Source organism: Bacillus sp. 22483, assembly GCF_052044605.1.
GTDB classification, from domain to species: domain Bacteria; phylum Bacillota; class Bacilli; order Bacillales; family Bacillaceae; genus Bacillus; species Bacillus altitudinis.
On the sequence record NZ_JBQENU010000007.1, the window covers coordinates 126,942 to 148,300 of the forward strand.

Here is a 21,359-nt window from a genome sequence, read left to right on the forward strand (position 1 = left end):
AAGGAGGCGGATGTGAATGAAAAGGTCGAAGTTGTTCGGAATAGGCGCATTTCTCACATTTTGTGTCGTATCTGTTCTTTTTTTATCTGTATTAGGTCAAGATTTAGTTAAAATTGAAAGCGCTTCCGATGAGGCGGTATCAACTTACCAATATCACTTTGTTCTTGTACCGGAGGAACTTGATAATGAATATTGGCAATTGGTGCAAAAGGGAGCTGCTGATGCGGCGGAAGTTCATCGGGTGTATCTTGAATACCTAGGTCCAAAGCAGGCTGATTTGGATGATCACCTGAAAACCATTGATATGGCGATTGCTGGTCATGTGGATGGCATTATGACGCAAGGTCTTGATGCAAAGAAATACAAACCGCTCTTTCAAAAAGCAAGAGAGAAAGGTATAGATGTCGTCACAGTCGATACCGATGCAGAGGGGAGCAAGCGTCAAGTGTATGTCGGAACAGATAACTATTATTCTGGCTTTATCGCCGGACAGGCACTCATCGCCGATACAAAAGGCGAACAGTATGTGGGCATTGTGACGGGACGGCTTGATGCGATTCACCAGAAGCTTCGCGTGAAGGGGTTTCGAGATGCCGTTTCTGGTGAGAAACGCATTCATATTGCTGGAATAGAAGAGTCGGCGATTACGAAATCAGGTGCTTCCGGTGCTGCGTATAAATTGTTAAATGATCATACGCAGCTCACCGCATTTTATGGAACAAGTGCATTAGATGGTGTCGGCATTATTCAAGCAACAGAGCAATATCATTCGTCTAAAGATGTTTATGTGCTCGCATTTGATACTCTGCCTGATACGATTCAAGCGCTGGATGATGGGAAAATTGATGCAGTGGTTGTACAGCACCCTTATGAAATGGGCTATCAAGCGGTTGAATCTCTTGTTCGTTTGCAACAAGGGGATAAACAAGAACCGCTTCAGTACACAGGGACGAGTGTGATTCGGCGAGGAGACCTGCCCCTTCATCAAATGGAAAGACCACAGGGGGTTCAGCCATGAGAAAAATACGAAGTAAATTATTATTGGCATTTTTAATTCTTGTGCTCCTTGGTAATGTGGCCGCTTTTTTTGTGTATTGGAGCAGTTCAAAAATCACATCAGAATATAGCAAGAGCTTTCGTTCCTTTCTCCTGCTGAATGATATTTCGACAGAGGCAAAAACGATGTATGAAAAGGTCAACGCCTTTGCCATCGAAAAGGATCAGGCGTTTGCCAAGGGGTATGCAAAATCAAAACAGAAAATGACATCATATGACCAAGCATTGCTCAAAAATGCAGGGCTTCATGCCGCCATCCCGTCCATTGAAAAATATCAATATATGATGCGGACGCTCATAAACGAAAGTGATGCGACAATGAATCATGTCAAAGATGGGAAAATCAAAGAATATGCTGCAAGTGTGAAAGAAGTAAGAACCGTATCCTCTTATATCCAAGAGCAGACAATGACTCTTTTGGATGATGAATTATCTGAGTATCAAGTACTCTACCAATCCCTTCAAAAAAGACATCAAACGTATGCGCTTTTTACTCTATGTCTGTTTACATTATCGATAGGCATCGCTTTATGGATGGCCTATATCATTGCGGGTGGAATTTCAAGACCGATCGTTCATCTGTCTCGAAGTGCCAAAGAAGTATCAGAAGGAAATTTTGATGGTCCGAATTTGCATGTGTCATCGAAGGACGAAATCTCTGTGTTAAATCATGCCTTTGAGCGAATGCGGCGAGAGATGAAGGTCATGATTGAAGAGATGAAACAAAAGGCCGCTTTAGATCAGAAAATTAAAGACATGAAGCTGAAAACACTACAAAACCAAATGAATCCACATTTTTTATTTAATACATTAAACATCGTTTCACGTATGGCGTACTTAGAATCAGCTGATGCGACATCGAGATTGATACAATCCGTTTCTACGCTGATGCGGTATTCGCTATCTCCTCTCAGCGCATCTGTTACGTTAGAACAAGAAGTGAAAGTGGTAAAAGAATATTTTCATATACAAGAAACAAGATTTTCCGATCGTATTACATGCAAAACGACCATAGATGAGTCGTGTCTATCTGTTCACATTCCGAGCCTTACATTGCAGCCGCTTGTCGAAAATGCCTTTATTCATGGGGTAGAACCAAAAGAGGAGGGGGGGCTTGTAGAGCTCTCTATTGATCGAGATGATGGCTTTGTCATGATTCGGATTCGGGATAATGGACTTGGCATCAGTGATCAAGAGAAAAAGAGGTTGCTATCGCAAGAGGAAGAAGATCATCCAGACACACGTAGTAAAGGTCACTCGACAGGAATTGGTCTTCGAAATGTGATGTCGAGGCTGCGTTTGTTTTACGGAGTGCAGGATGCCCTTCAAATTGATTCAAAGCCAAACGAAGGGACCACCATTCAATTGACAATACCAATCAAGGAGGAGCGAGCATGCTGAACGTGCTGATTGTGGATGATGAAAAAATTGAACGAATGGCGATGCGTAAATTCATGACCGAATGGCTGCCAGACTGTCATATTGCAGGGGAAGCTGCGAATGGAAAAAAGGCGGTGGAATTGGCGCGGTCTAAGCCAATTGACCTTGTGCTCATGGATATTCAGATGCCAGGCATGGATGGACTCACAGCGATCAAACAGATCAAAGCAAGCTGTCCTCATACTAAATTTATTATGCTGACAGCCTACGATACATTTGATTATGCCAAGCAAGCCATGCAGGAAGGGGTCAAACAATACCTTGTCAAACCAGCTGATAAAGACGAAACCATTACAGCGATTCGTTCTGTTGCGGCAGAAATTCAGCAGGAGGTCTCCCTGCGGCAGGCGGAGAAAGTCAATCAGCAGTCAAAATGGCTGGAAGCTCATGTGTTGAACGGTCAATCTTATTCCTCCACAGTGTTTGAGCGGCTGTTTCAGGATTTTCAAGCAGGTCTAGTGATCGCTGTTCAGCGGACAGGCGGGGATCAACTCCTGAATCATTTGCAGGAGTCTGCTCTTTTTCAAGCAGTGCCTATCAAAGTGAGCGGTGAGCTGTTTACATGCTTGATTTACAGCCGTCAATCACCTGGTCATCTAAAGGCGAATGTACTGCAAGCCATTCGCGCTGCCATGACAAGCGAGCAGCATTCACCTGTCATTGTTGGCATGGGTCATCCTGTCTCAAATCCACTTCAACTTCAGAAAAGTGCGGCAGAAGCGAAGCTTTCCTATTATCAGCGAAAAAAAGATGACGGTGCGGTTCGTTATGGCTTTTACTATACAGATAGACAACCTTACGTATTGATCAACTTGCCTGAGCTTGCCGATGACATGATGCTGGCACTAGAAGAAGGGAGAAGAGATGATGCTCTTGCTTACTATGATGCCTTCCAATTAGAAGGGGCAACCATTTCTCATGTGAAAGAGCTGCTCATTTTACTCAAATCACGACTTCGTGCAGATGTGCCGATTCTAGCTATCACTACAGAAACAGAATGCCGCCAATGCTGTGAACATTTATTTGATCTGTATGAAGCAAGAACCCAGACGGTGAATGATATAGAACGGGCGAAACGATACATTCAAACACATTTTTGCGAACATATCACGCTGGAGCAAACGGCCGCCTATGTTGATTTAAGCCCGACGTATTTCACCAAACGCTTTAAGGATGAGACAGGTCTGACGTTTAAAGAATATGTGACGACCTGTAGGATGGATAAAATGAAGAAGCTACTGAAAGAGAGTTCGCTTAGTTTAAAAGAAATCACCTATCAAGCAGGATATACTGATCCGAATTACGTCAGTCGTGTGTTTAAAAAAATGGTTGGCTGTTCACCGAAGGAATATCGAAAACAGGTCGTAAAAAAATGAAGAATTTCATAAAAAAGTGAAGAAGTTTGCCTGAAAAAAGGCAAGGATCTGCCAGTATACTTATTTTGATAACGCTTACAAAATAGGGATGGGGGATCCATGATGAAGTTTAAATTAGGCTTTACTTTATTGGCACTCTGTATGCTGGTCGTCTCTGCTTGCAGTTCATCGACGAACTCAGATGCAAAAAAAGAGGGCGGAGCGGAGAAACTAGAAATTTTCTCTTGGTGGACTGGTGCAGGTGAGGAAGACGGACTGAAGGCACTCATTCAATTGTTTGAAGAGAAAAATAAAGACATTCCAATTGAAAATGCAGCTGTCGCTGGTGGCGCTGGTACGAATGCAAAGGCTGTTCTAACAAGCCGGATGCAAGGAGATGATCCGCCAGCTACTTTCCAAGTACACGGGGGAGCAGAGCTGAATGAGAGCTGGGTAGCCGCAGGTAAAATGGAGCCGCTGGATGACCTTTATGAGAAAGAAGGCTGGAAGGATAAATTTCCAGAATCACTGATTGACCTTGTGAGCAAAGACGGGAAAATCTATTCCGTTCCAGTGAATATTCATAGAGGCAATGTGCTTTGGTATAACAAAAAAGTATTTGAAGATCAGGGCTTAGAACCGCCAACGACGTTTGATGAATTTTTCAAAACAGCCGATGCCTTAAAGAAAAAAGGGATTACTCCACTTGCGCTTGGGGATAAAGAACCTTGGGCAGCGACTCATTTGTTTGAAAGCGTTCTTCTAGGTGTACTAGGTGCAGATGACTATCAAAAACTTTGGGCGGGCGACTTAAAAATGGATGATGCAAAAGTGAAGGAAGCGGCAGACATCTTTGGACGTATGCTCGAATACGTCAACGACGATCATAGCTCGCGTAACTGGCAGGATGCCTCACAGCTCGTGGCAAAAGGGGAAGCTGCAATGAATGTCATGGGCGACTGGGCAAAAGGATACTTTGTGAATGATCTAGATTTGAAGGTGAATAAAGACTTTGGATACGTGGCTACTCCTGGTACGGAGGGCAGCTTTATGGTCATCACGGATACATTCGGACTGCCGAAGGGTGTCAAACAGCCAGAAAACGTGAAAAAATTCTTATCTGTCTTAGGATCTGTGGAAGGACAGGATGCGTTTAATCCGTTGAAAGGGTCAATACCGGCACGTGTGGATGCAGACGTATCAAAATATGATGAATATGGAAAATCGGCAATGAAGGCGTTTAAAGAGTCAAAGCTCGCACCGTCTCTTGCGCATGGCTCAGCTGCTGAAGAAGGTTTTGTCACGAAGGCGAACCAAGCCGTCAATATTTTCGTGACACAAAAAGACAGCAGTCAGTTCGTTTCTTCTTTAAAAGATTCAATGAAATAAAGATGAAAGAGGCGGCCGTTAGGCACCGCCTCTTTTTTAAAAAAGGAGTGTAGCTTCATGCGCATGGACACATCGCCGATCACAAAAACACCAGCAGCAAAAGTGAAACGTGTTCGGAAAAAATGGAATGGAGACCAGCTGCTTGCCCTGCTATTTTTAGCACCGTCAGCTGTTTTATTATTCATTTTTGTTTACGGATTTATTGGCTGGACAGGATATGTTTCATTATCGAACTGGACCTCGCTTGTTCCTGATTTTTCTTTCGCAGGTATGAAAAATTATGTCATGCTGTTTCAAGATTTTCGCTTTCAGTCAGATCTTCGAAACACGGTCTTTTTTACATTATTCTTTATTGGAGCAGTCATTGCTTCTGGGCTTGTACTGGCCATTTTACTAGACCAGAAGATCAAGGGGGAATCACTTTTTCGGAATCTCTTTTTCTTTCCGATGGCCCTTTCCTTTGTTGTCACAGGTGTTGTGTGGCAATGGATCCTAAATCCATCTACTGGGGTGAATCTGTTTTTAAAAACACTCGGCATCCAGCCCAAGTGGTACACGGATACGAACATTTTAGCTGGATTTGTCTGGGGAAAAATTGAGTTTGGTGTACCGGCAGCAATGATTGCAGTTGTCATCGCTGCTGTGTGGCAGATGACAGGGTTCTCACTTGCGATGTATTTGGCTGGTCTTAGAGGCATTCCAGAGGAAGTGAGAGAGGCTGCTAGAATGGATGGCGCAACCGAGTGGCAAATCTACTGGAAAATCATTTTCCCGCTGTTAAAACCAATCACAGCGAGCGTCGTCATTATCATGGCACATATTTCTTTAAAGATCTTCGATTTGATTTACTCGATGACAGGACCAGGTGCAAACTTTGTCACCGATGTGCCAGGTGTTTATATGTTTGAAATGACCTTTAGAGGAAACCATTATGCAGGTGGTGCCGCCATTGCGATCGTCATGTTGATTTCTGTTGCGGTCTTTATCGTGCCGTATCTCCTGTCTAGCCGGAAGGGGGCTTCATCATGACCGCAAGAGGATTTGTCCGTCCAGTTCTTTATGCTTTATTAATACTGTGCAGTTTGTTTTTTCTCATGCCTGTTTATGTCATGCTTGTCACAAGCTTAAAGCCATTAGGTGAAGTTACCCTTGAGCGAATGTGGTCGCTCCCATCTACACTAGATTTCTCAAGCTACAAAATCGCTTTTGAAAAGTTATCACCCAATTTAATGAATTCTCTTTATCTAGTCATTCCTGCTACCTTATTGTCAGCTGTATTAGGTGCGATGAATGGCTATGTGCTGTCTAAATGGCGCTTTAAAGGATCAGAAGTGGTGTTTACCTTCATGTTGTTCGGTATGTTTATTCCATACCAAAGTATCCTCATTCCACTTATTCAATTTTTACGTGAAATCGGCTTGTATAACTCCATTCCGGGACTTGTACTTGTCCATGTCGTATATGGCCTGCCAATCACAACACTCATGTTCCGCAATTTTTATGTGAGCATTCCTGATGAAATGATTGAATCAGCGAAGATGGATGGGGCCGGATTTATCGGGATCTTCAGACATATGATTTTGCCGCTTTCCATCACAGGGTTTGTCGTGGTTGCCATTTGGCAGTTCACAAATGTGTGGAATGAGTTTCTATTTGCGGTTACTATGACCACGGCAGAGAATCAGCCGGTCATGGTTGCACTGCAAAATTTATCAGGCAGTCAAATTGTACAATGGAATGTTCAAATGGCAGGTGCCATCTTGGCTGCGCTGCCGACACTTTTGGTCTATATTCTACTTGGAAAATACTTTGTGAAAGGGCTTCTTTCAGGCTCTGTCAAAGGGTGAATTGATTTTCTTGTTATCGTTTTCATTCGGTGTACTGAAAGGATTGACTTCTCTTTAGATAGCGTCATAATAAAAGTTGAGACTTGCTAGTTTTCATCATGCTAGGCAAGGATTATCAAAGGGTAGCAAAGGGAGGAGTCATCCTGAATGAAGCAGTCACCAATTTTTTTACTGCCTGAATTGAAGGAGAGAATATGGGGAGGTACAGCCTTAAGGGATCAATTTGGCTATGATATTCCTTCTGATCAAACGGGAGAATGCTGGGCAATTTCTGCTCATCCAAACGGACCAAGTGTCGTGCAAGACGGTCCATATAAAGGGAAAACGCTGATCGAACTATGGAACAATCACAGAGAATTGTTTGGGGGAATAGAAGGCGATCGCTTCCCGCTCTTAACCAAAATTTTAGATGCAAACCAAGACTTATCCGTTCAAGTTCATCCAGATGATGATTATGCGGAAAGACATGAAAATGGCGAGCTTGGGAAAACAGAGTGCTGGTATATCATTGACTGCAAAGAAGGCGCAGAAATGATCTATGGTCATAATGCACGGACGAGAACTGAGCTTGTGACCATGATGAACAGCGGAGATTGGGAAGGCCTTTTGCGGCGAGTGAAAATTAAGCCGGGCGATTTTTATTATGTGCCAAGCGGTACCATTCATGCGCTATGTGAAGGCACACTGGTTCTTGAAACGCAGCAAAGTTCAGATACGACCTATCGGGTGTATGATTATGAACGAAAAGACCAAAATGGCCATGAACGTGAACTTCACTTCACGCAGGCCATTGATGTTACCACGGTTCCTCATGTAGACGGTTATGCAGATGAATCAGTAGAAACTCGTCCAGGGGTGACCATTAGAACATTTGTAGAAGCAGAATATTTTTCTGTGTATAAATGGGAAATTGATCAAAAAGTAGAGCTATCGCAAGATTATCCGTTTTTGCTGTGCAGCGTTATTAATGGGGAAGGGTCCTTAGAGCATAATGGACATACATATCCGCTGCCAAAAGGAGCCCATTTTATCCTGCCTGCTGAAACAGGGAACTTCACCATTGAAGGATCTTGTGAACTGATTGTGTCACATATATAAAGGTAAAGAGGACTTCGAGGGAGTCCTCTATTTTTCTATTGCATAAAAGACTTGAAAGAGACTTGTTTTTGTCGATAAAGAGATTAGTAGACTATTATGCAAAGCTAAGAGAGGGACAGGGACCGTGAAAAAAACCATCAAGATTATGTTACTCGCAGCTGCCTTTGGTATGACATTACACACGGGCAAAGAAGTGCAAGCAGCCTCCTATGTCGATCAATCCATTTATACGATTAGCACCTCAAAAGTATTTACAACAGAAGCAGAAGTGAAAAAAGCGGTTGACACGTTGAAAAAGGATAAGAAGTGGACAGCCACTTATCAAACTTCAGGAAATACATCGACTTATCAACTGACTGCCTCAGGATATGACTCACAAGTAGCAGCTAATGCAAGTGCCGCTGCATTAAAAAAAGAGCTAGGCATGAGCGGTACGGTGTCTCCAGTAGGTGACCGCCTTCCTTTACAGAAAATCGTATCTGATCCAATCAACGATGAAAGTCAGGCGAAAAAACTGACGCTCGAGCTGACGAAAACATCAGGACTCAATAGCACGTATGAAGCTATCAATCAAAGCAGACCATCATATCAGGTCATATCAGGAGCCATTGATTCTGAAACGAAAGTCAAAAATATTCAAACCGAACTACAAAAACAGGCCGGAGTCACGAGTACATATCAAACCGAAAACAAAGCTGGCACCGTGTATCAGCTGATCTCAGGCAATATTGTCGGACAGAGCAAGGCAAATACCATCCTGCAAGGTTTTCAAAAGGAATCTGGTTTAAAAGCAGTACTCCAAACGGTAGCAGCAGGCAAACCGTATTACATCGTCACATCTGCTGCACAAACGAATCAGTCTAAAGCGCAAACCCTTCTGACCCAGCTGCAAAAAGAAGCGAAAATCAGCGGAAAGATTCAGAAGGCTGGAGCTGTTAAAAATGTATATAGCATGGAATCAGGCTATTTCAAAGACAGTAAGCAAGCAGCCTCAGCGGCGGCTCAGATCAAGAAACAAGCTGGTGCGTCAGGTACTGTGCAGCGAGTAGGAAAAACGAAAAATTATATCGTAAAGCTCAATCAATTAAATGACACAACTTACGCAAAAACAGTTGCCTTTTTCAAGAAAAAGAAATGGCGCTATACGTCTAAAAAGATCTCCTCTACACAGCCATATCAAGTAGTGACTGGGAATCTTTTGGGCGATGATCAAGCGAAAAAAGCAACGGCATTTTTCCAAAAGAAAAAAGTATCCGCCACAACGAAAAAAACAGGCAAAGCATCTGACAGCACGTATCGACTAGTTGTGAATCAAGCAACGGATCAGACAAAAGTAAATAAAGGTGCTGCATACTTAAAGGCACAAAAGGTGACAAGCAGCATCACAACAGGCAAGGGGCAAGCAGTCAGTAAAGCATACAGCCTGATGACAACTCCTGTATATGATCAAAGCAAAGTAAAGCAGGCGCAAGAGATCATGAAAAAAAATGGAGTTGCCAGTAGTACAAAAACATTAACAGAAGCTGTTAAGCAATACCGTATTACGACAGAGGCGACTGTGAATCAGACAAAACTGAATCAAGCCTTAAGTTATTTAACCAAACAAAAAATGAAAGCAGCCGCTCAAAAAACGGGTGCAACTGATTATGGTCAATATCAGATCAAAACAGGGGTTATTTCGACTGTTGCCTTAAGAGATCAAGGCATGACATTCTTCAAAAAACGAAATGAACCAGCTGCTTATACAACAACGACAAAACCGGCATATAAAATCAACATCACACAGCAGTTTACAGGGTTAACAAATGCGAATGCGGCCATTGCTTTTGTGAAAAGCCAATACGGCTGGACAGCCACAGCGACAAAAATCAAAAACGGTCCAATGGTGATGCAGACGAATTATAACCTCACAGTCAATGAGATGGTAAACAAACAAATGAAGGTATCGCCGCAGACAGATGGTGCAGCCTATGTCTATGCGACATATGTAGACCCAGCGACGTCCACAGTGAATACAGACGGGCTAAATGTACGTTCTACACCTGATTCAAGTTCGGCTAGCAACATCGTCGCACAGCTGAACAAAGGGACAAAAGTGAAGCAGCTTGGAAAAGAAGGCAACTGGATCAAGATCAGCCTCGGCTGGAGAAATGCGAGTTCAGCAGAAGTATTAAAATATGTAGACCCAGCGAATATCGCGGAGGGCACTCAATCTTATTTTCAATTTCTCAAACTCTCTGAAGCTGCAAACCTCAACCCGACTGAAGTGAATACGAAGATTTTAGCAGGGAAAGGCATTCTTGCCGGAAAAGGACAAGCCTTTATCACAGCAGCGAAAACGTATCATATTAACGAAATCTACCTGATTTCACATGCATTGCTTGAAACAGGCAACGGCAGTTCCATTTTAGCGAACGGTACGAAGTTTAATGATAAAATCGTGTACAACATGTACGGCATTGGTGCATATGACAGCAATCCGAATTACCTCGGTGCAAAGTATGCGTATGAACAGCAATGGTTCACGCCAGAAGCAGCCATTATTGGCGGGGCAAAATTCATTGGCAACAGCTATATCAATAACGCCACATACAAACAAGATACCATTTACAAAATGCGGTGGTCTGCGACAGCCACTCACCAATATGCAACGGATATTGGCTGGGCTTCTAAACAGGTCACACGTATGTATAGTTTGTATAACTTACTTGATAACTATACGCTGTATTATGATATCCCCGTGTATAACAAATAAAAAAACGTCCGTGCTTCTTAATGAGAAGCCGGACGTTTTTTGTGTAAGATCTGCTGTTCAATAAAGGAAAGAAGCTGCTGACTTGATTTCCCTTTTGAATATTGGTTCCATTCCTCAGCAAAGGTTTTCAATAAGTCTTGATTGGCTGATTCGTATAGCCCCTTAAGCTCCTTTAAGAGCATATCTTGAGTGACGCAAGCCTTTCCTGGAATAATGTCTTCATAACGTTCGACTAAACCGCGTTTCATGCGATAAGTCTCTAGATCGTAAGTGAAGAACAAAACAGGCTTTCGGAGCAGCGCATATTCAAACACAATGGACGAATAATCTGTAATCAGGACATCGCATACAGAGAGCAATGGAAAGAGCGGCTGATCGGACACATCAAATATCCACTCACCATCTGTTTCTGCTTTGGCTAAATGTTTCACTGCAGGATGAAGTTTGACGAGCAGGATATAGTCACCATTCAGCTCTCTCCGCAATTGTTCTTTAGAAAAAGGTAAGACAAGACCGTCCATTGCAAAGTCCCGGTAGGTCGGCGCATACAGCAGCACTTTTTTGCCTTTTGGAAAAATATCCATCTGAAAGGAAATAGGGCGCTCATCATAGTACGCATCTGTGAATGGTACACCTGTTGGCAGAAAACGATCGTCCTTGACGCCAAATGAAGTTTTGAAAATCTCGCGCATGTGATCTGAGCCTGTAACGATATAATCGAAAGACGCATAGACCCGCTTGAAACGCTGCAGATCACGAGAACTACGGTGATGATTTGAAGCGTCTTCAAGACCGAACTTTTTCAAAGCACCATTGGCGTGCCACACTTGAATACAAGTGGTAGAAGGTCTATTTCTTAGCACACTTGTCATCAGAAAATAATTATCTGTGACGACAACTTTGCTTTTTAGCATCGTATAGATACATTGAATGAGATGGAAGGGATTTTTTTCATGAAAATAGCGAAATGACACATGAGGCACGTCCTTTTCTATCACGGAAGCATGCTTCGTATAGAGGACAGTGAGCTTCATTGTCATATTCGCCTGTTGTTGATAAGTATCAATGAGAGCAGCTGCATTCTCTTGGAATGAAACAAGCAGCGTCACCTGATTGTCACGAGGTTTCACGCCGCTCATGAGCCATCCAGCAAAAGAAACAAAAGCTGCATAGCATGAGATGATCATTGAGCGTATATTCATCATGTATCAGTCTCTCACAGCTGCTTCGTCTGATCTTTTACTTGCTCAGGATAGTAGCGCTTTTTCCCTTTGTTTTCTTTTAATACGGCAAAAGCGTACTTTGGGATATTCAGCATTCGTTTCCATCTCCACGGATTGACAATGAGTCTGTACAGCCATTCCGTATTTGTTTTAATCATCCAGCGTGGTGCACGCTTCACCGTACCGCTAAATACATCAAAGCTTCCACCTAAACCGATGCAAACAGCTTGCGGGAACAAATGACGGTATTCATAAATAAAGTTCTCTTGGTTTGGATAACCTAAAGCAACAAACACCATATCTGCTTTTGAACGAGCAATTTGTTTTGCCACAAATCGTTTATCCGCTTGATAACCATCACAGCTGCCTGCAATCACCACATTTGGATATTCCGTATCAATTCGCTGTTTGACAGCCTCGAGCACTTCTTCTTTCGCCCCATATAAAAAAATACTTTTAGATTGCTTGTTTGCGAGATCAAGCATAGACATGAAGACCTCAAAGCCTGCAATTCTTGATTTCAACGGATGGTTTATAAGACGTGACATCAAGACAACACCTACACCATCAGGTAAGACATAGTCTGCAGAAGAGATGACTTTATGATATGCATGATCCTTCATAGTTGCATAGCCTATTTCTGGATTCACCGTTGCAATCATTGCGCCTCTTCGCTGTGAAAGGTGGTGTTGGTTCATATAACTAATAAATTCGTCTAAGTCGCCATTTACATAAGAAAGGTTAGAGACCACTTCTGTTTCCACTGTATAAACCCCCTTTTTCTTTTTGTTATCTATTGTACGATCATTGTAAATTCATTCTTAACCTACAGATCATTTTATCACAGTTGCTCCATGAAATATTAACAATAACTTTACAATCCTTTTAATTTCATGACATTTTAATAAACAACTAGTCTCTAAAAACGTTGAAATGCTGTATTGACGCAGTTTCACTATTTCATCCATTAAATTGGAAATAGTTTGTCTTTACATTTTCTTAACGTTTTTTAGGCATTATGATATAATGAGGTTCCGAAGAGCGAAAAAACATGACCGATGAGAATAGGATTACGGATAAACATTACTGCTTGAAGCAGTCGAATAAGGATGAAGAAAGGAGTTTATGTTTGCAATGAAGAAAGTTATTACTTACGGTACATTTGATTTATTACACTGGGGGCATATCAAGCTGCTAGAGCGTGCAAAACAGCTTGGAGATTACTTAGTAGTAGCCATCTCTACAGATGAGTTTAATTTACAAAAATCAAAAAAGGCTTATCATAGCTACGAGCATCGCAAGCTGATTTTAGAAACCATTCGTTATGTAGATGAAGTCATTCCAGAGAACAGCTGGGATCAAAAAGTCCGAGACGTACAAGAACATGACATTGATGTGTTTGTTATGGGGGATGACTGGGAAGGTAAATTTGATTTCTTGAAAGAGCATTGCGAAGTCGTTTACTTGAAGAGAACAGAAGGTATTTCGACAACACAAATTAAGGAAGAAATTGCTGGACTATAATAGATTGAAAAAAAGTACTTCTTATCTTTTGGTGAGAAGTGCTTTTTCATGTAAAATACAATAGCAAGTGATCATTTTTATAAGGAGAGCTTCCTGTGTTTCAAAATTGGATGAAGAAAAAAGGTGAACACACATTGGATCAACCTAAACGAAATGAAACAATGAAATCGGTTGAAATTCCTGACATGGACTACTACTTTATTATGGGGGATGTGCCAAAACAGGACAACACCTTAACGGATTCATTAAACTTAAGATTAAAATCATTGGCTGAGAAGAATAAACGAGCTACCATCTTAACTTTGAATTTTGATGTAAATGTAAAGGGGCATATTCGAAGCCTAGAGGAGAATTTTCACCCTCAAATTTCCATCTTGAATGTTTTTGAACACTATATTTTACCGGAGAGCGGGAGTAAAAGGGTTTATTCGGAGTTTATTACAGGTTCCGTATCGGAATCGATTAATGAAGTCTTTATATCTGAGGACAACTCAACCGTTCAAGTGACAAGATACGAACTACCTTCTTCCCCCATTCTGTATATAGATCAATTTAATGAAGAACAGCAATTGATGAAACGGGAAGAATACGATATACATGGCGCTTTACGAAGAGTACTTCACTATGTTCCGCATAAGGGTGTCCCTTTTCTGGAAGAATTCATTAGAGATGATAGAAGTATCTACATGGAAACCATATATTCTGGGAGTGCCAAGAAGAATACAGTAAGGCATATTAATTGGTACAAGAAGACAGGCATCACCACATTTGTGAAAAAATCCGATATCGTACAGCAATGGCTATCTGATATTCAAACAAAAAATGAACGCATGAAATTGATGATTGCAGAAGATCGAGAGATAGATCACGATCTGTTTAAAATGGAAAAATCCGATTCAGTATTTTATGCTGCTTTTGTGCATGACGCACACTACGAGGAAAATCCCCGTCAATTGCACACTCATTATGAAGAGCTATTTAAACAAATCAGGAAGCAGCAAGTAGATGCTATTTTCTTTTGTCATCCGAAACATAAGGAAGATGTAGAAAAAGTTTTAGGGGAACAATCTTCCTTTTATCTATTGCCACAGGATGATGGTTCTTCTTGGGGAGCAGCTCTTCAGAATATGCTTGATAATCGAGTACTTAAAGAAGAACTAAGAAGTGTTGTGGAACATGCCAGATGGATGTTGCGTGATGTAAGCTCTGAGCATCATGTCCTTCATCTGCAGCTTGAGATGGAAGGCGAAATGAACATTGCGGATCAGGTAGAAATAGATTTTGCAGGATTTGATCGAGTCAATGGTGCTGAAATTATTTCTCAAACCATCAACGAAAATCAACAAGTGATTTTCCCGATTGGTCATTTTCAAACAAAGAAACAGATCGAACTCAATCAAACGAAACATGTCGATTTTTACATCCGAAGCAAGTCAAAAACACATCATCAAGAGGTACTACAGCGTTTAGAAGTGGAAGAAGAACTGCTTACCAACAAACCTTCGTCAATAGATGGGTGGTCTTACCAAACGAAAAATGGTTACTACTCTTGGAAGATCAATTAAAGAACGGACTGTATTCTTTGTGAAAGCATGTGAATGAAAATGAAAAAAATCGTTACAATTTTATATATCATCGTTTTTAAACTCTTGTTTTTGGGTGTCAGTAAACTGCAACCAAAAAAGAAAACGGTTATTTTTGAAAGCTTTAATGGAAAACAATTCAGCTGCAACCCGCGTGGTATTTATGAGTATATGAAAGAAAATCACCCTGACTATACGTTGATTTGGAGCGTAAAAAAAGGGTACGAAGCACCGTTTCAAGAAAAGGGCATCTATTATATTCATCGTCTGTCGTTTAAATGGATTCTTGCAATGGCAAGAGCCGAGTATTGGGTTGTAAACAGCCGTTTGCCGCTATGGATTCCAAAACCAGGCCACACAACTTACTTGCAAACATGGCACGGGACGCCATTAAAACGACTGGCTGTGGATATGGACGAAGTTCATATTCCTGGAGCAAACACGAAGAAATATAAAAAGAATTTCACGAAAGAAGCATCGAAATGGGATTGTCTTATATCTCCTAATGCATACTCGACTGAGATCTTTACACGTGCGTTCCAATTTCAACAGACCATGATTGAATCAGGGTATCCAAGAAATGATTTTCTGCACAATCAGAATAATGAAGGAACGATAAGAGCGCTGAAGCAAAAGATGAACCTGCCTCTTGATAAAAAAATCATCCTCTATGCACCGACTTGGAGAGACGATCAATATTATACAATTGGAAAGTATAAATTTGAATTGGACCTTGATCTGCATGAGTTGAGGTCATCTATCGGAGAAGAATATATCATCATCCTTCGTATGCACTATTTAGTAGCGGAAAACTTTGATCTCGGACCATATGAAGGCTTTGCTTATGACTTCTCTCATTACGAAGACATTCGAGACCTTTATATGATTTCTGACCTACTCATGACAGATTACTCTTCCGTATTCTTTGATTATGCAAACCTTAGGCGTCCAATGCTGTTCTATGTTCCAGACATCGAAACGTATCGCGACAAACTAAGAGGGTTCTATTTTGACTTTGAACAAGAAGCACCTGGTCCGCTTGTGAAAGAAACAGCAAGTGTAATTGACTGGATAAGAGAGACAGAGAAATCGACCTTTACATTACCAGCTTCATTCGCATCATTTTATGAAAAATTTTGCTACTTGGAGAACGGAGAATCATCTAAGCGAGTCGTAGAGACCATTCTGAATAAGGAAAAAAGATGAAGGGCATAAATCAGGTAACATACTTTCATTGTATGTTTACCGGATTTATGCCCTTTTTGTAACTTTAGTTTTAGATCTTTAAGCCTGTAAATGACAAAATCTCTCTAAAAAAATAAAACTTTTTTAGCGAAATTTGTTGAAAATTAAAAGATTTAAAGTCTTTAGAATCAAAAAGATGTTGTTTTTAAGGAAGCATAAACCTATAATTGTTGTTATAGTTAAAAAATTGTTTAAATATGTTGTGTTTACCAATATCGATTGTCAATTGAAAGTGCAGGGGATTTGATTGTCAAAAAGGATTTTATTAATTTCTCAAAATTTCTACCCTGAAATAGGTAGCGCTGGTAATAGACTCAAGAATATATTTTTGATGCTGCACAGAAAAGGATACGATGTGAAAGTTTTAACAACGGATCCAACTTATCCAGAAAAAAATTTCTATGATTCTCATGACCTTTGGGACGAAGAAGAATTAAATAGTCAGAATGAAAGATTTATAAGAGTGAAAGTAAAAAACAAAAAATATGCTTTTAACTTTTTGAATAGACTTTTCTATTATCTAGAAATAATGCTTAGGATGATCATATTTATTTTTAAGGATAAAAATAAATATGATCTAATTTATGTTACAACTCCCCCGATTTTTGTTGCCTTTGCTGGAATTATTGCTAAATTTAGATATAAGACAAAAATGATTTTAGACATAAGAGACTTGTGGCCAGACTCTTTAAAAGGAGTGGGGATATTCAAAAATCCCATGATCATCGGTTTTTTTAAACTTGCAGAAAAATTTGTCTATTCAAAATCAGATCATATCATCATTAACAGCCAAGGTTTTCAAAAGCATTTACAGGAGCAAGAAGCTAAATTAACGTTCATACCAAACTCTGCAAGGCGTGAAGAACTGCCAGAAATTTCAGTAAAAAACACGAGGAAAGAGTTTAAAGTAGTGTTCGCAGGAAATTTAGGTCTTGCTCAAGATGTGCATGTCTTTCGTGATATTGTTACGAGTTTAAAGGATTATCATATCAGATTTATGATCCTAGGTTATGGAGTCAATAAGAAAGAATTAGAGAGATATATCATTGAAAAAGAATTGAAACACGTTGAATTTATTGATCCATTATCAAGAAAAGAGTGTCTCAAAATGATGGCAAATTGTGATATTGGTATAGCAACGCTTAATCGTTCAGTCATCTTTGAAACGGTTTTGCCAGGACGTATTATAGATTACTTGAGTTGCCAGTTACCTGTAGTGGCTTCACTTTCTGGATATTCAAAAAATTTAATTGAGCAAGAAAATGTAGGTTTAGTAGCTAAAACAAAAACGAGTGACGAAATGGTTTCTCTTATTTTACGCTTGTATCATCATCCGGAGTTGGTTCAAGAAATGAAAACAAATTGCGAGAACTTTATTGAAAAGAATTTTTTATGGGATAATAATATTATGATTTTAGATAATGTAATAAAAAATACTATAAAAAAGGTTAATGAAGCATGAAAAAAAATATATGTATGTTTGTATGGAACCACTTTACCAACGATGCCAGAGTTTTGAGAGAATGTACAGCATTGTCAGAAGACGGATCTGATGTCGATCTAATTTGTATCCACGATCCATCAATGCCTGGATTAAAGACATATGAGGAAATCAATGAAAGATTTCGTGTCCACCGAGTTAAAAGGTACCCTCGATGGTTAGTTTTATTTCAGTCTATGCTGACTTTGCTAAAGAAGAAAAAGTATCTTCTACTTCTTCTATTATTAGTGTGGGCTGCGGGTGTTTTTTATTTACCAATTATAACGATCGCCTTCACAATCCTATTTTCATCCTTACTTCTTAAAAAGGTAAGAACATTAATCATTAGATCTAGTATCTTTTTAAGAATGATTGTAAAAGGATGGAATAAAAATTATGATATCTATCATTCTAATGATTTAAATACTTTACCACAGGGTGTTATTTGTGCAAAGTTTAAACTTTTTAACAGAAAAAAACTCATCTATGATTCACATGAAGTTCAAACAAGCAGGACTGGGTATGATAGCAAACTATATGGGAAGATGGAATCTTTCCTTTTAAAGTTTGTTGATCAAATGATAGTCGAAAATCACACGAGAGCCAAATACAACGAAGACCTCTATGGTTTTTACCCAAAAGTTGTCCATAACTATCCGTTCGATCAAAAAAAAGAGATAGAGAAAATTGATTTGCATGAGATTTTAAACATTTCCAAGGATGAAAAGATCCTGTTGTATCAAGGTGGAATTCAAACTGGTAGAGGTTTAGAAAATTTAGTTAAGGCAGCACCTAATTTTGAAGAAGGCATCCTCGTCTTTATTGGAGATGGCCGAATTAAAGAAAGCCTCATGCAATTAACGGAAGACATGAAGCTCACTGATCGAGTGAAATTTTTACCAAAGGTGCCTTTGGAAGATCTCCCTAGGTATACAAAAAATGCTTATTTAGGTTTTCAGGTATTGAATAATGTGTGCTTCAACCATTATTCAGCCTCTTCAAATAAACTATTTGAATATATTATGGCGGGTGTGCCTGTCATTTCATGTGACTTTCCAGAAATTAAGAAAGTTGTTTCCAGTGAAAATATTGGAGTAGTCGTTGACTCTCACGATCCGATTTCAATCGCAGCGGGTGTAAACAAGTTAGTTTTAAATCCTGAATTGCGTCGTCAGTACAGTCAGAATTGTCAGCAGGCAAGGCTTAAATACAATTGGGAACAAGAAAAAAAATCACTTTTAAATGTTTATGGACAAATTCAATCATAAGGAGAGTAAAAATAATGAAACTTTGTACAGTAGGTTTGGGGTATATTGGTCTGCCAACTTCAATTATGTTTGCGAAACATGGTGTTAAGGTCGTAGGAGTAGATGTGAAACCGAGTGTGATAGACTCTTTAAATAGTGGAACGATTCACATAGAGGAGCCAGGTCTCCAAGACGCTTTGACTGAAGTTATTAAACTTGAAAAATTTAAAGCTTCTTTAACACCAGAGGAAGCAGATGTCTTTATCATCGCTGTTCCTACACCGAACCGTGATGACATGTATAAATCATGTGATTTAACGTACGTAGAGAGCGCTGTTGAGAAAGTAATTCCATTCCTGAAAAAAGGGAATGTTGTAATTATCGAATCTACTATTGGTCCAAGAAGCATGGATGACGTGATTAAACCATTATTCGAAGAAAAGGGTTACGTTATTGGTGAAGATCTATATCTAGTACATTGTCCGGAAAGAGTTCTGCCGGGTCAGATTCTTCATGAACTAATCTTTAATAACCGGATCGTTGGCGGGATTACAGAAGCTTGTACAGAGGCGGGAGCAAAAGTATACGAAACGTTTGTTCAAGGTGAAATTATTAGAACAAATGCCAAAACCGCTGAAATGTCTAAACTAATGGAAAATACATTTAGAGATGTTAACATAGCACTGGCAAATGAACTTACCAAAGTATGTAATGATCTAGACATTAATGCGCTAGATGTCATTGAAATGGCGAATAAGCATCCACGTGTTAACCTGCATACACCTGGACCTGGTGTCGGCGGACATTGTTTAGCAGTAGACCCGTATTTTATTGTAGCGAAGGCTCCTGAAACAGCGAAAATGATTAACTTATCACGCTCTATTAATACATCTATGCCATACTATGTCGTCGAAAATGTTGAGAAACTTATGCAAAAAGTAGAAGGAAATAAGGTGACTATTTTTGGACTTACGTACAAAGGAAACGTCGATGATATTCGAGAAAGCCCAGCAATGGAAATCTATCATTTATTAAAAAATCAGAATAAATATGAAATCGATGCATATGATCCGCATGTGGATGAGGAGTTTGTCATTAAAAACTTAGAAGAAGCTGTTCAACAATCTGATTTAATTTTGATTCTAACCGATCATCAAGAGTTTAAAGAATTTGATTTTGATAGACTTGATGGCATGAAAAATAAAATGATTTTTGACACAAAAAATGTTCTGCAAAACCGACATGAACATTTCACTTATATTAATTTTGGAAATCTCTCTTCTGAAATAAAAAAAGAAGAAGCCTTGGTTTAAATCTGCTTTTCCTTGGTGAATGTAAAGCTCGGTTTTAGTAGAAAGGAGTAGCAATGGATATACCTTCAACAGAAATTATTAAGACATTTAAAGAAAATGCTGACCAACCAGAAAAATGGTTATTAACAAACACTAGGGGAAAAAGAGTTTTTTTTCAATTTGATTTAGAAGAAGCAGAAAGAAATTATCTATCCTATATTGGCAAAGAAGTGATTGAACAAGGCTCTTTGTCCAATCAGTCAGAGAAAATAGATACGTTTGTGTTAGGAAATGCAACTGAATTTATGTCAGATGTTGATCGATTAGTTGATGATGCATTACCATTTTTAAAAGATGATGGTGTGCTGTTATTTTGGATTAACCATAATCAAAATTCATTGCAAGTAAAGTCAATAGTTTCTTTAATACTTTACATGCATAAAAAGAATTTTCGTATTGAACAAGTCATCAGGTCTTCATGGACAGGATTTATTGCGATTCCTATAAGTTCTAGTGAGATAGACTTTGCGGAAAATCTATTGAGTATACTATCTCGAATAAAGCAGGTAGAAGATAATAGTCAAAATGAAAGTCAAAATCAAAACACTGAATTAACATCAAAACTTCTAAAAAGATTAGTAGAGTCAAAGGAAGAGAAGTTAAATTTGGTGAATAATGAGAGAAAAATATTAGAACAAGCTAATAAGATGGAAAAAGAACTAAACCTAATAAAAAAACGTTACAAAGCTCTATCCTCATCCAAATTAGGTAGATTGACACTAGCTTACTGGAGATATAAATCTCAAAAAAGAAAGAATAGGTGAA

Annotated in this window: 16 protein-coding genes and 1 pseudogene; 15 read left to right on the plus strand and 2 right to left on the minus strand. The window is 39.6% G+C overall.

All coding sequences use genetic code 11. The features are described 5' to 3' along the window. The first annotated feature begins 16 nt into the window (after positions 1–16). The 8 genes from ACTJJQ_RS12335 (at position 17) to ACTJJQ_RS12370 (ending at position 10,940) form a co-directional block, all read left to right on the plus strand. Positions 17–1,018: a sugar-binding protein gene (locus tag ACTJJQ_RS12335; RefSeq protein ID WP_440600232.1), complete on the plus strand. Its 1,002-nt coding sequence runs from the start codon at positions 17–19 to the stop codon at positions 1,016–1,018. Beyond that, positions 1,015–2,457: a histidine kinase gene (locus ACTJJQ_RS12340; protein WP_440600233.1), complete on the plus strand. Its 1,443-nt coding sequence runs from the start codon at positions 1,015–1,017 to the stop codon at positions 2,455–2,457. The genes ACTJJQ_RS12335 and ACTJJQ_RS12340 overlap by 4 nt, the downstream gene beginning before the upstream one ends. Further along, positions 2,451–3,872 (plus strand): response regulator transcription factor, encoded by a 1,422-nt coding sequence (locus tag ACTJJQ_RS12345; protein WP_058337005.1) that lies wholly within the window; start codon positions 2,451–2,453, stop codon positions 3,870–3,872. The genes ACTJJQ_RS12340 and ACTJJQ_RS12345 overlap by 7 nt, the downstream gene beginning before the upstream one ends. Positions 3,873–3,971: 99 nt before the next feature. Next, positions 3,972–5,240, plus strand: a complete 1,269-nt coding sequence (locus ACTJJQ_RS12350; RefSeq protein WP_035389707.1) for an ABC transporter substrate-binding protein — start codon at positions 3,972–3,974, stop codon at positions 5,238–5,240. A 57-nt stretch (positions 5,241–5,297) separates the two neighbouring features. Continuing rightward, a complete protein-coding gene (locus ACTJJQ_RS12355) occupies positions 5,298–6,269 on the plus strand; it encodes a carbohydrate ABC transporter permease (RefSeq protein WP_024719268.1) in 972 nt (323 codons plus the stop codon). Continuing rightward, positions 6,266–7,087, plus strand: coding sequence for a carbohydrate ABC transporter permease (locus ACTJJQ_RS12360; RefSeq protein WP_058337004.1), 822 nt, complete (start codon positions 6,266–6,268; stop codon positions 7,085–7,087). The genes ACTJJQ_RS12355 and ACTJJQ_RS12360 overlap by 4 nt, the downstream gene beginning before the upstream one ends. A 147-nt stretch (positions 7,088–7,234) precedes the next feature. Then, positions 7,235–8,185, plus strand: a complete 951-nt coding sequence (manA, locus tag ACTJJQ_RS12365) for a mannose-6-phosphate isomerase, class I (protein ID WP_041507862.1) — start codon at positions 7,235–7,237, stop codon at positions 8,183–8,185. 124 nt (positions 8,186–8,309) lie between these two features. Further along, entirely contained in the window at positions 8,310–10,940 is a 2,631-nt protein-coding gene (locus ACTJJQ_RS12370; RefSeq protein ID WP_440600234.1) for an N-acetylglucosaminidase, read from the plus strand. 17 nt (positions 10,941–10,957) lie between these two features. Here ACTJJQ_RS12370 and ACTJJQ_RS12375 read toward each other — a convergent pair whose 3' ends face one another. Together ACTJJQ_RS12375 and ACTJJQ_RS12380 are read right to left on the minus strand one after the other, a co-directional pair. Continuing rightward, positions 10,958–12,145, minus strand: a complete 1,188-nt coding sequence (locus ACTJJQ_RS12375) for a CDP-glycerol glycerophosphotransferase family protein (RefSeq protein ID WP_440600235.1) — start codon at positions 12,143–12,145, stop codon at positions 10,958–10,960. 11 nt (positions 12,146–12,156) lie between these two features. Further along, positions 12,157–12,927 carry a WecB/TagA/CpsF family glycosyltransferase gene (locus tag ACTJJQ_RS12380; protein WP_025208087.1) on the minus strand — a complete coding sequence of 257 codons (771 nt, stop codon included), beginning with the start codon at positions 12,925–12,927 and terminating at the stop codon, positions 12,157–12,159. Positions 12,928–13,297: 370 nt separating this feature from the next. On the opposite strand from ACTJJQ_RS12380, the gene tagD reads away from it, so the two are divergent. From tagD to ACTJJQ_RS12415, 7 genes and pseudogenes are all read left to right on the plus strand, one after another. Beyond that, positions 13,298–13,687, plus strand: coding sequence for a glycerol-3-phosphate cytidylyltransferase (tagD, locus tag ACTJJQ_RS12385; RefSeq protein WP_008343212.1), 390 nt, complete (start codon positions 13,298–13,300; stop codon positions 13,685–13,687). 95 nt (positions 13,688–13,782) lie between these two features. After that, positions 13,783–15,252: an alpha-glucosyltransferase N-terminal domain-containing protein gene (locus tag ACTJJQ_RS12390; protein ID WP_144679122.1), complete on the plus strand. Its 1,470-nt coding sequence runs from the start codon at positions 13,783–13,785 to the stop codon at positions 15,250–15,252. Positions 15,253–15,288: 36 nt separating this feature from the next. Next, positions 15,289–16,476, plus strand: a pseudogene (locus ACTJJQ_RS12395) (CDP-glycerol glycerophosphotransferase family protein); the annotation flags it as partial. Positions 16,477–16,762: 286 nt separating this feature from the next. Beyond that, positions 16,763–17,977, plus strand: a complete 1,215-nt coding sequence (locus ACTJJQ_RS12400) for a glycosyltransferase family 4 protein (protein ID WP_144679123.1) — start codon at positions 16,763–16,765, stop codon at positions 17,975–17,977. Then, entirely contained in the window at positions 17,974–19,263 is a 1,290-nt protein-coding gene (locus ACTJJQ_RS12405; protein ID WP_144679124.1) for a glycosyltransferase, read from the plus strand. The genes ACTJJQ_RS12400 and ACTJJQ_RS12405 overlap by 4 nt, the downstream gene beginning before the upstream one ends. A 14-nt stretch (positions 19,264–19,277) precedes the next feature. Beyond that, complete coding sequence (locus tag ACTJJQ_RS12410) at positions 19,278–20,555, plus strand: nucleotide sugar dehydrogenase (protein ID WP_144679125.1); 1,278 nt, start codon at positions 19,278–19,280, stop codon at positions 20,553–20,555. A 53-nt stretch (positions 20,556–20,608) separates the two neighbouring features. Continuing rightward, a complete protein-coding gene (locus ACTJJQ_RS12415; RefSeq protein WP_144679126.1) occupies positions 20,609–21,358 on the plus strand; it encodes a hypothetical protein in 750 nt (249 codons plus the stop codon). Position 21,359: the final 1 nt, after the last annotated feature.

Excerpts from the sequence above, each read along its gene's own strand:
- ACTJJQ_RS12335 (WP_440600232.1), top strand. The coding sequence starts at position 17 with ATGAAAAGGTCGAAGTTGTTCGGAATAGGCGCATTTCTCACATTTTGT.
- ACTJJQ_RS12340 (WP_440600233.1), top strand. The coding sequence starts at position 1,015 with ATGAGAAAAATACGAAGTAAATTATTATTGGCATTTTTAATTCTTGTG.
- ACTJJQ_RS12345 (WP_058337005.1), top strand. The coding sequence starts at position 2,451 with ATGCTGAACGTGCTGATTGTGGATGATGAAAAAATTGAACGAATGGCG.
- ACTJJQ_RS12350 (WP_035389707.1), top strand. The coding sequence starts at position 3,972 with ATGATGAAGTTTAAATTAGGCTTTACTTTATTGGCACTCTGTATGCTG.
- ACTJJQ_RS12355 (WP_024719268.1), top strand. The coding sequence starts at position 5,298 with ATGCGCATGGACACATCGCCGATCACAAAAACACCAGCAGCAAAAGTG.
- ACTJJQ_RS12360 (WP_058337004.1), top strand. The coding sequence starts at position 6,266 with ATGACCGCAAGAGGATTTGTCCGTCCAGTTCTTTATGCTTTATTAATA.
- manA (WP_041507862.1), top strand. The coding sequence starts at position 7,235 with ATGAAGCAGTCACCAATTTTTTTACTGCCTGAATTGAAGGAGAGAATA.
- ACTJJQ_RS12375 (WP_440600235.1), bottom strand. The coding sequence starts at position 12,145 with ATGATGAATATACGCTCAATGATCATCTCATGCTATGCAGCTTTTGTT.
- tagD (WP_008343212.1), top strand. The coding sequence starts at position 13,298 with ATGAAGAAAGTTATTACTTACGGTACATTTGATTTATTACACTGGGGG.
- ACTJJQ_RS12405 (WP_144679124.1), top strand. The coding sequence starts at position 17,974 with ATGAAAAAAAATATATGTATGTTTGTATGGAACCACTTTACCAACGAT.
- ACTJJQ_RS12410 (WP_144679125.1), top strand. The coding sequence starts at position 19,278 with ATGAAACTTTGTACAGTAGGTTTGGGGTATATTGGTCTGCCAACTTCA.
- ACTJJQ_RS12415 (WP_144679126.1), top strand. The coding sequence starts at position 20,609 with ATGGATATACCTTCAACAGAAATTATTAAGACATTTAAAGAAAATGCT.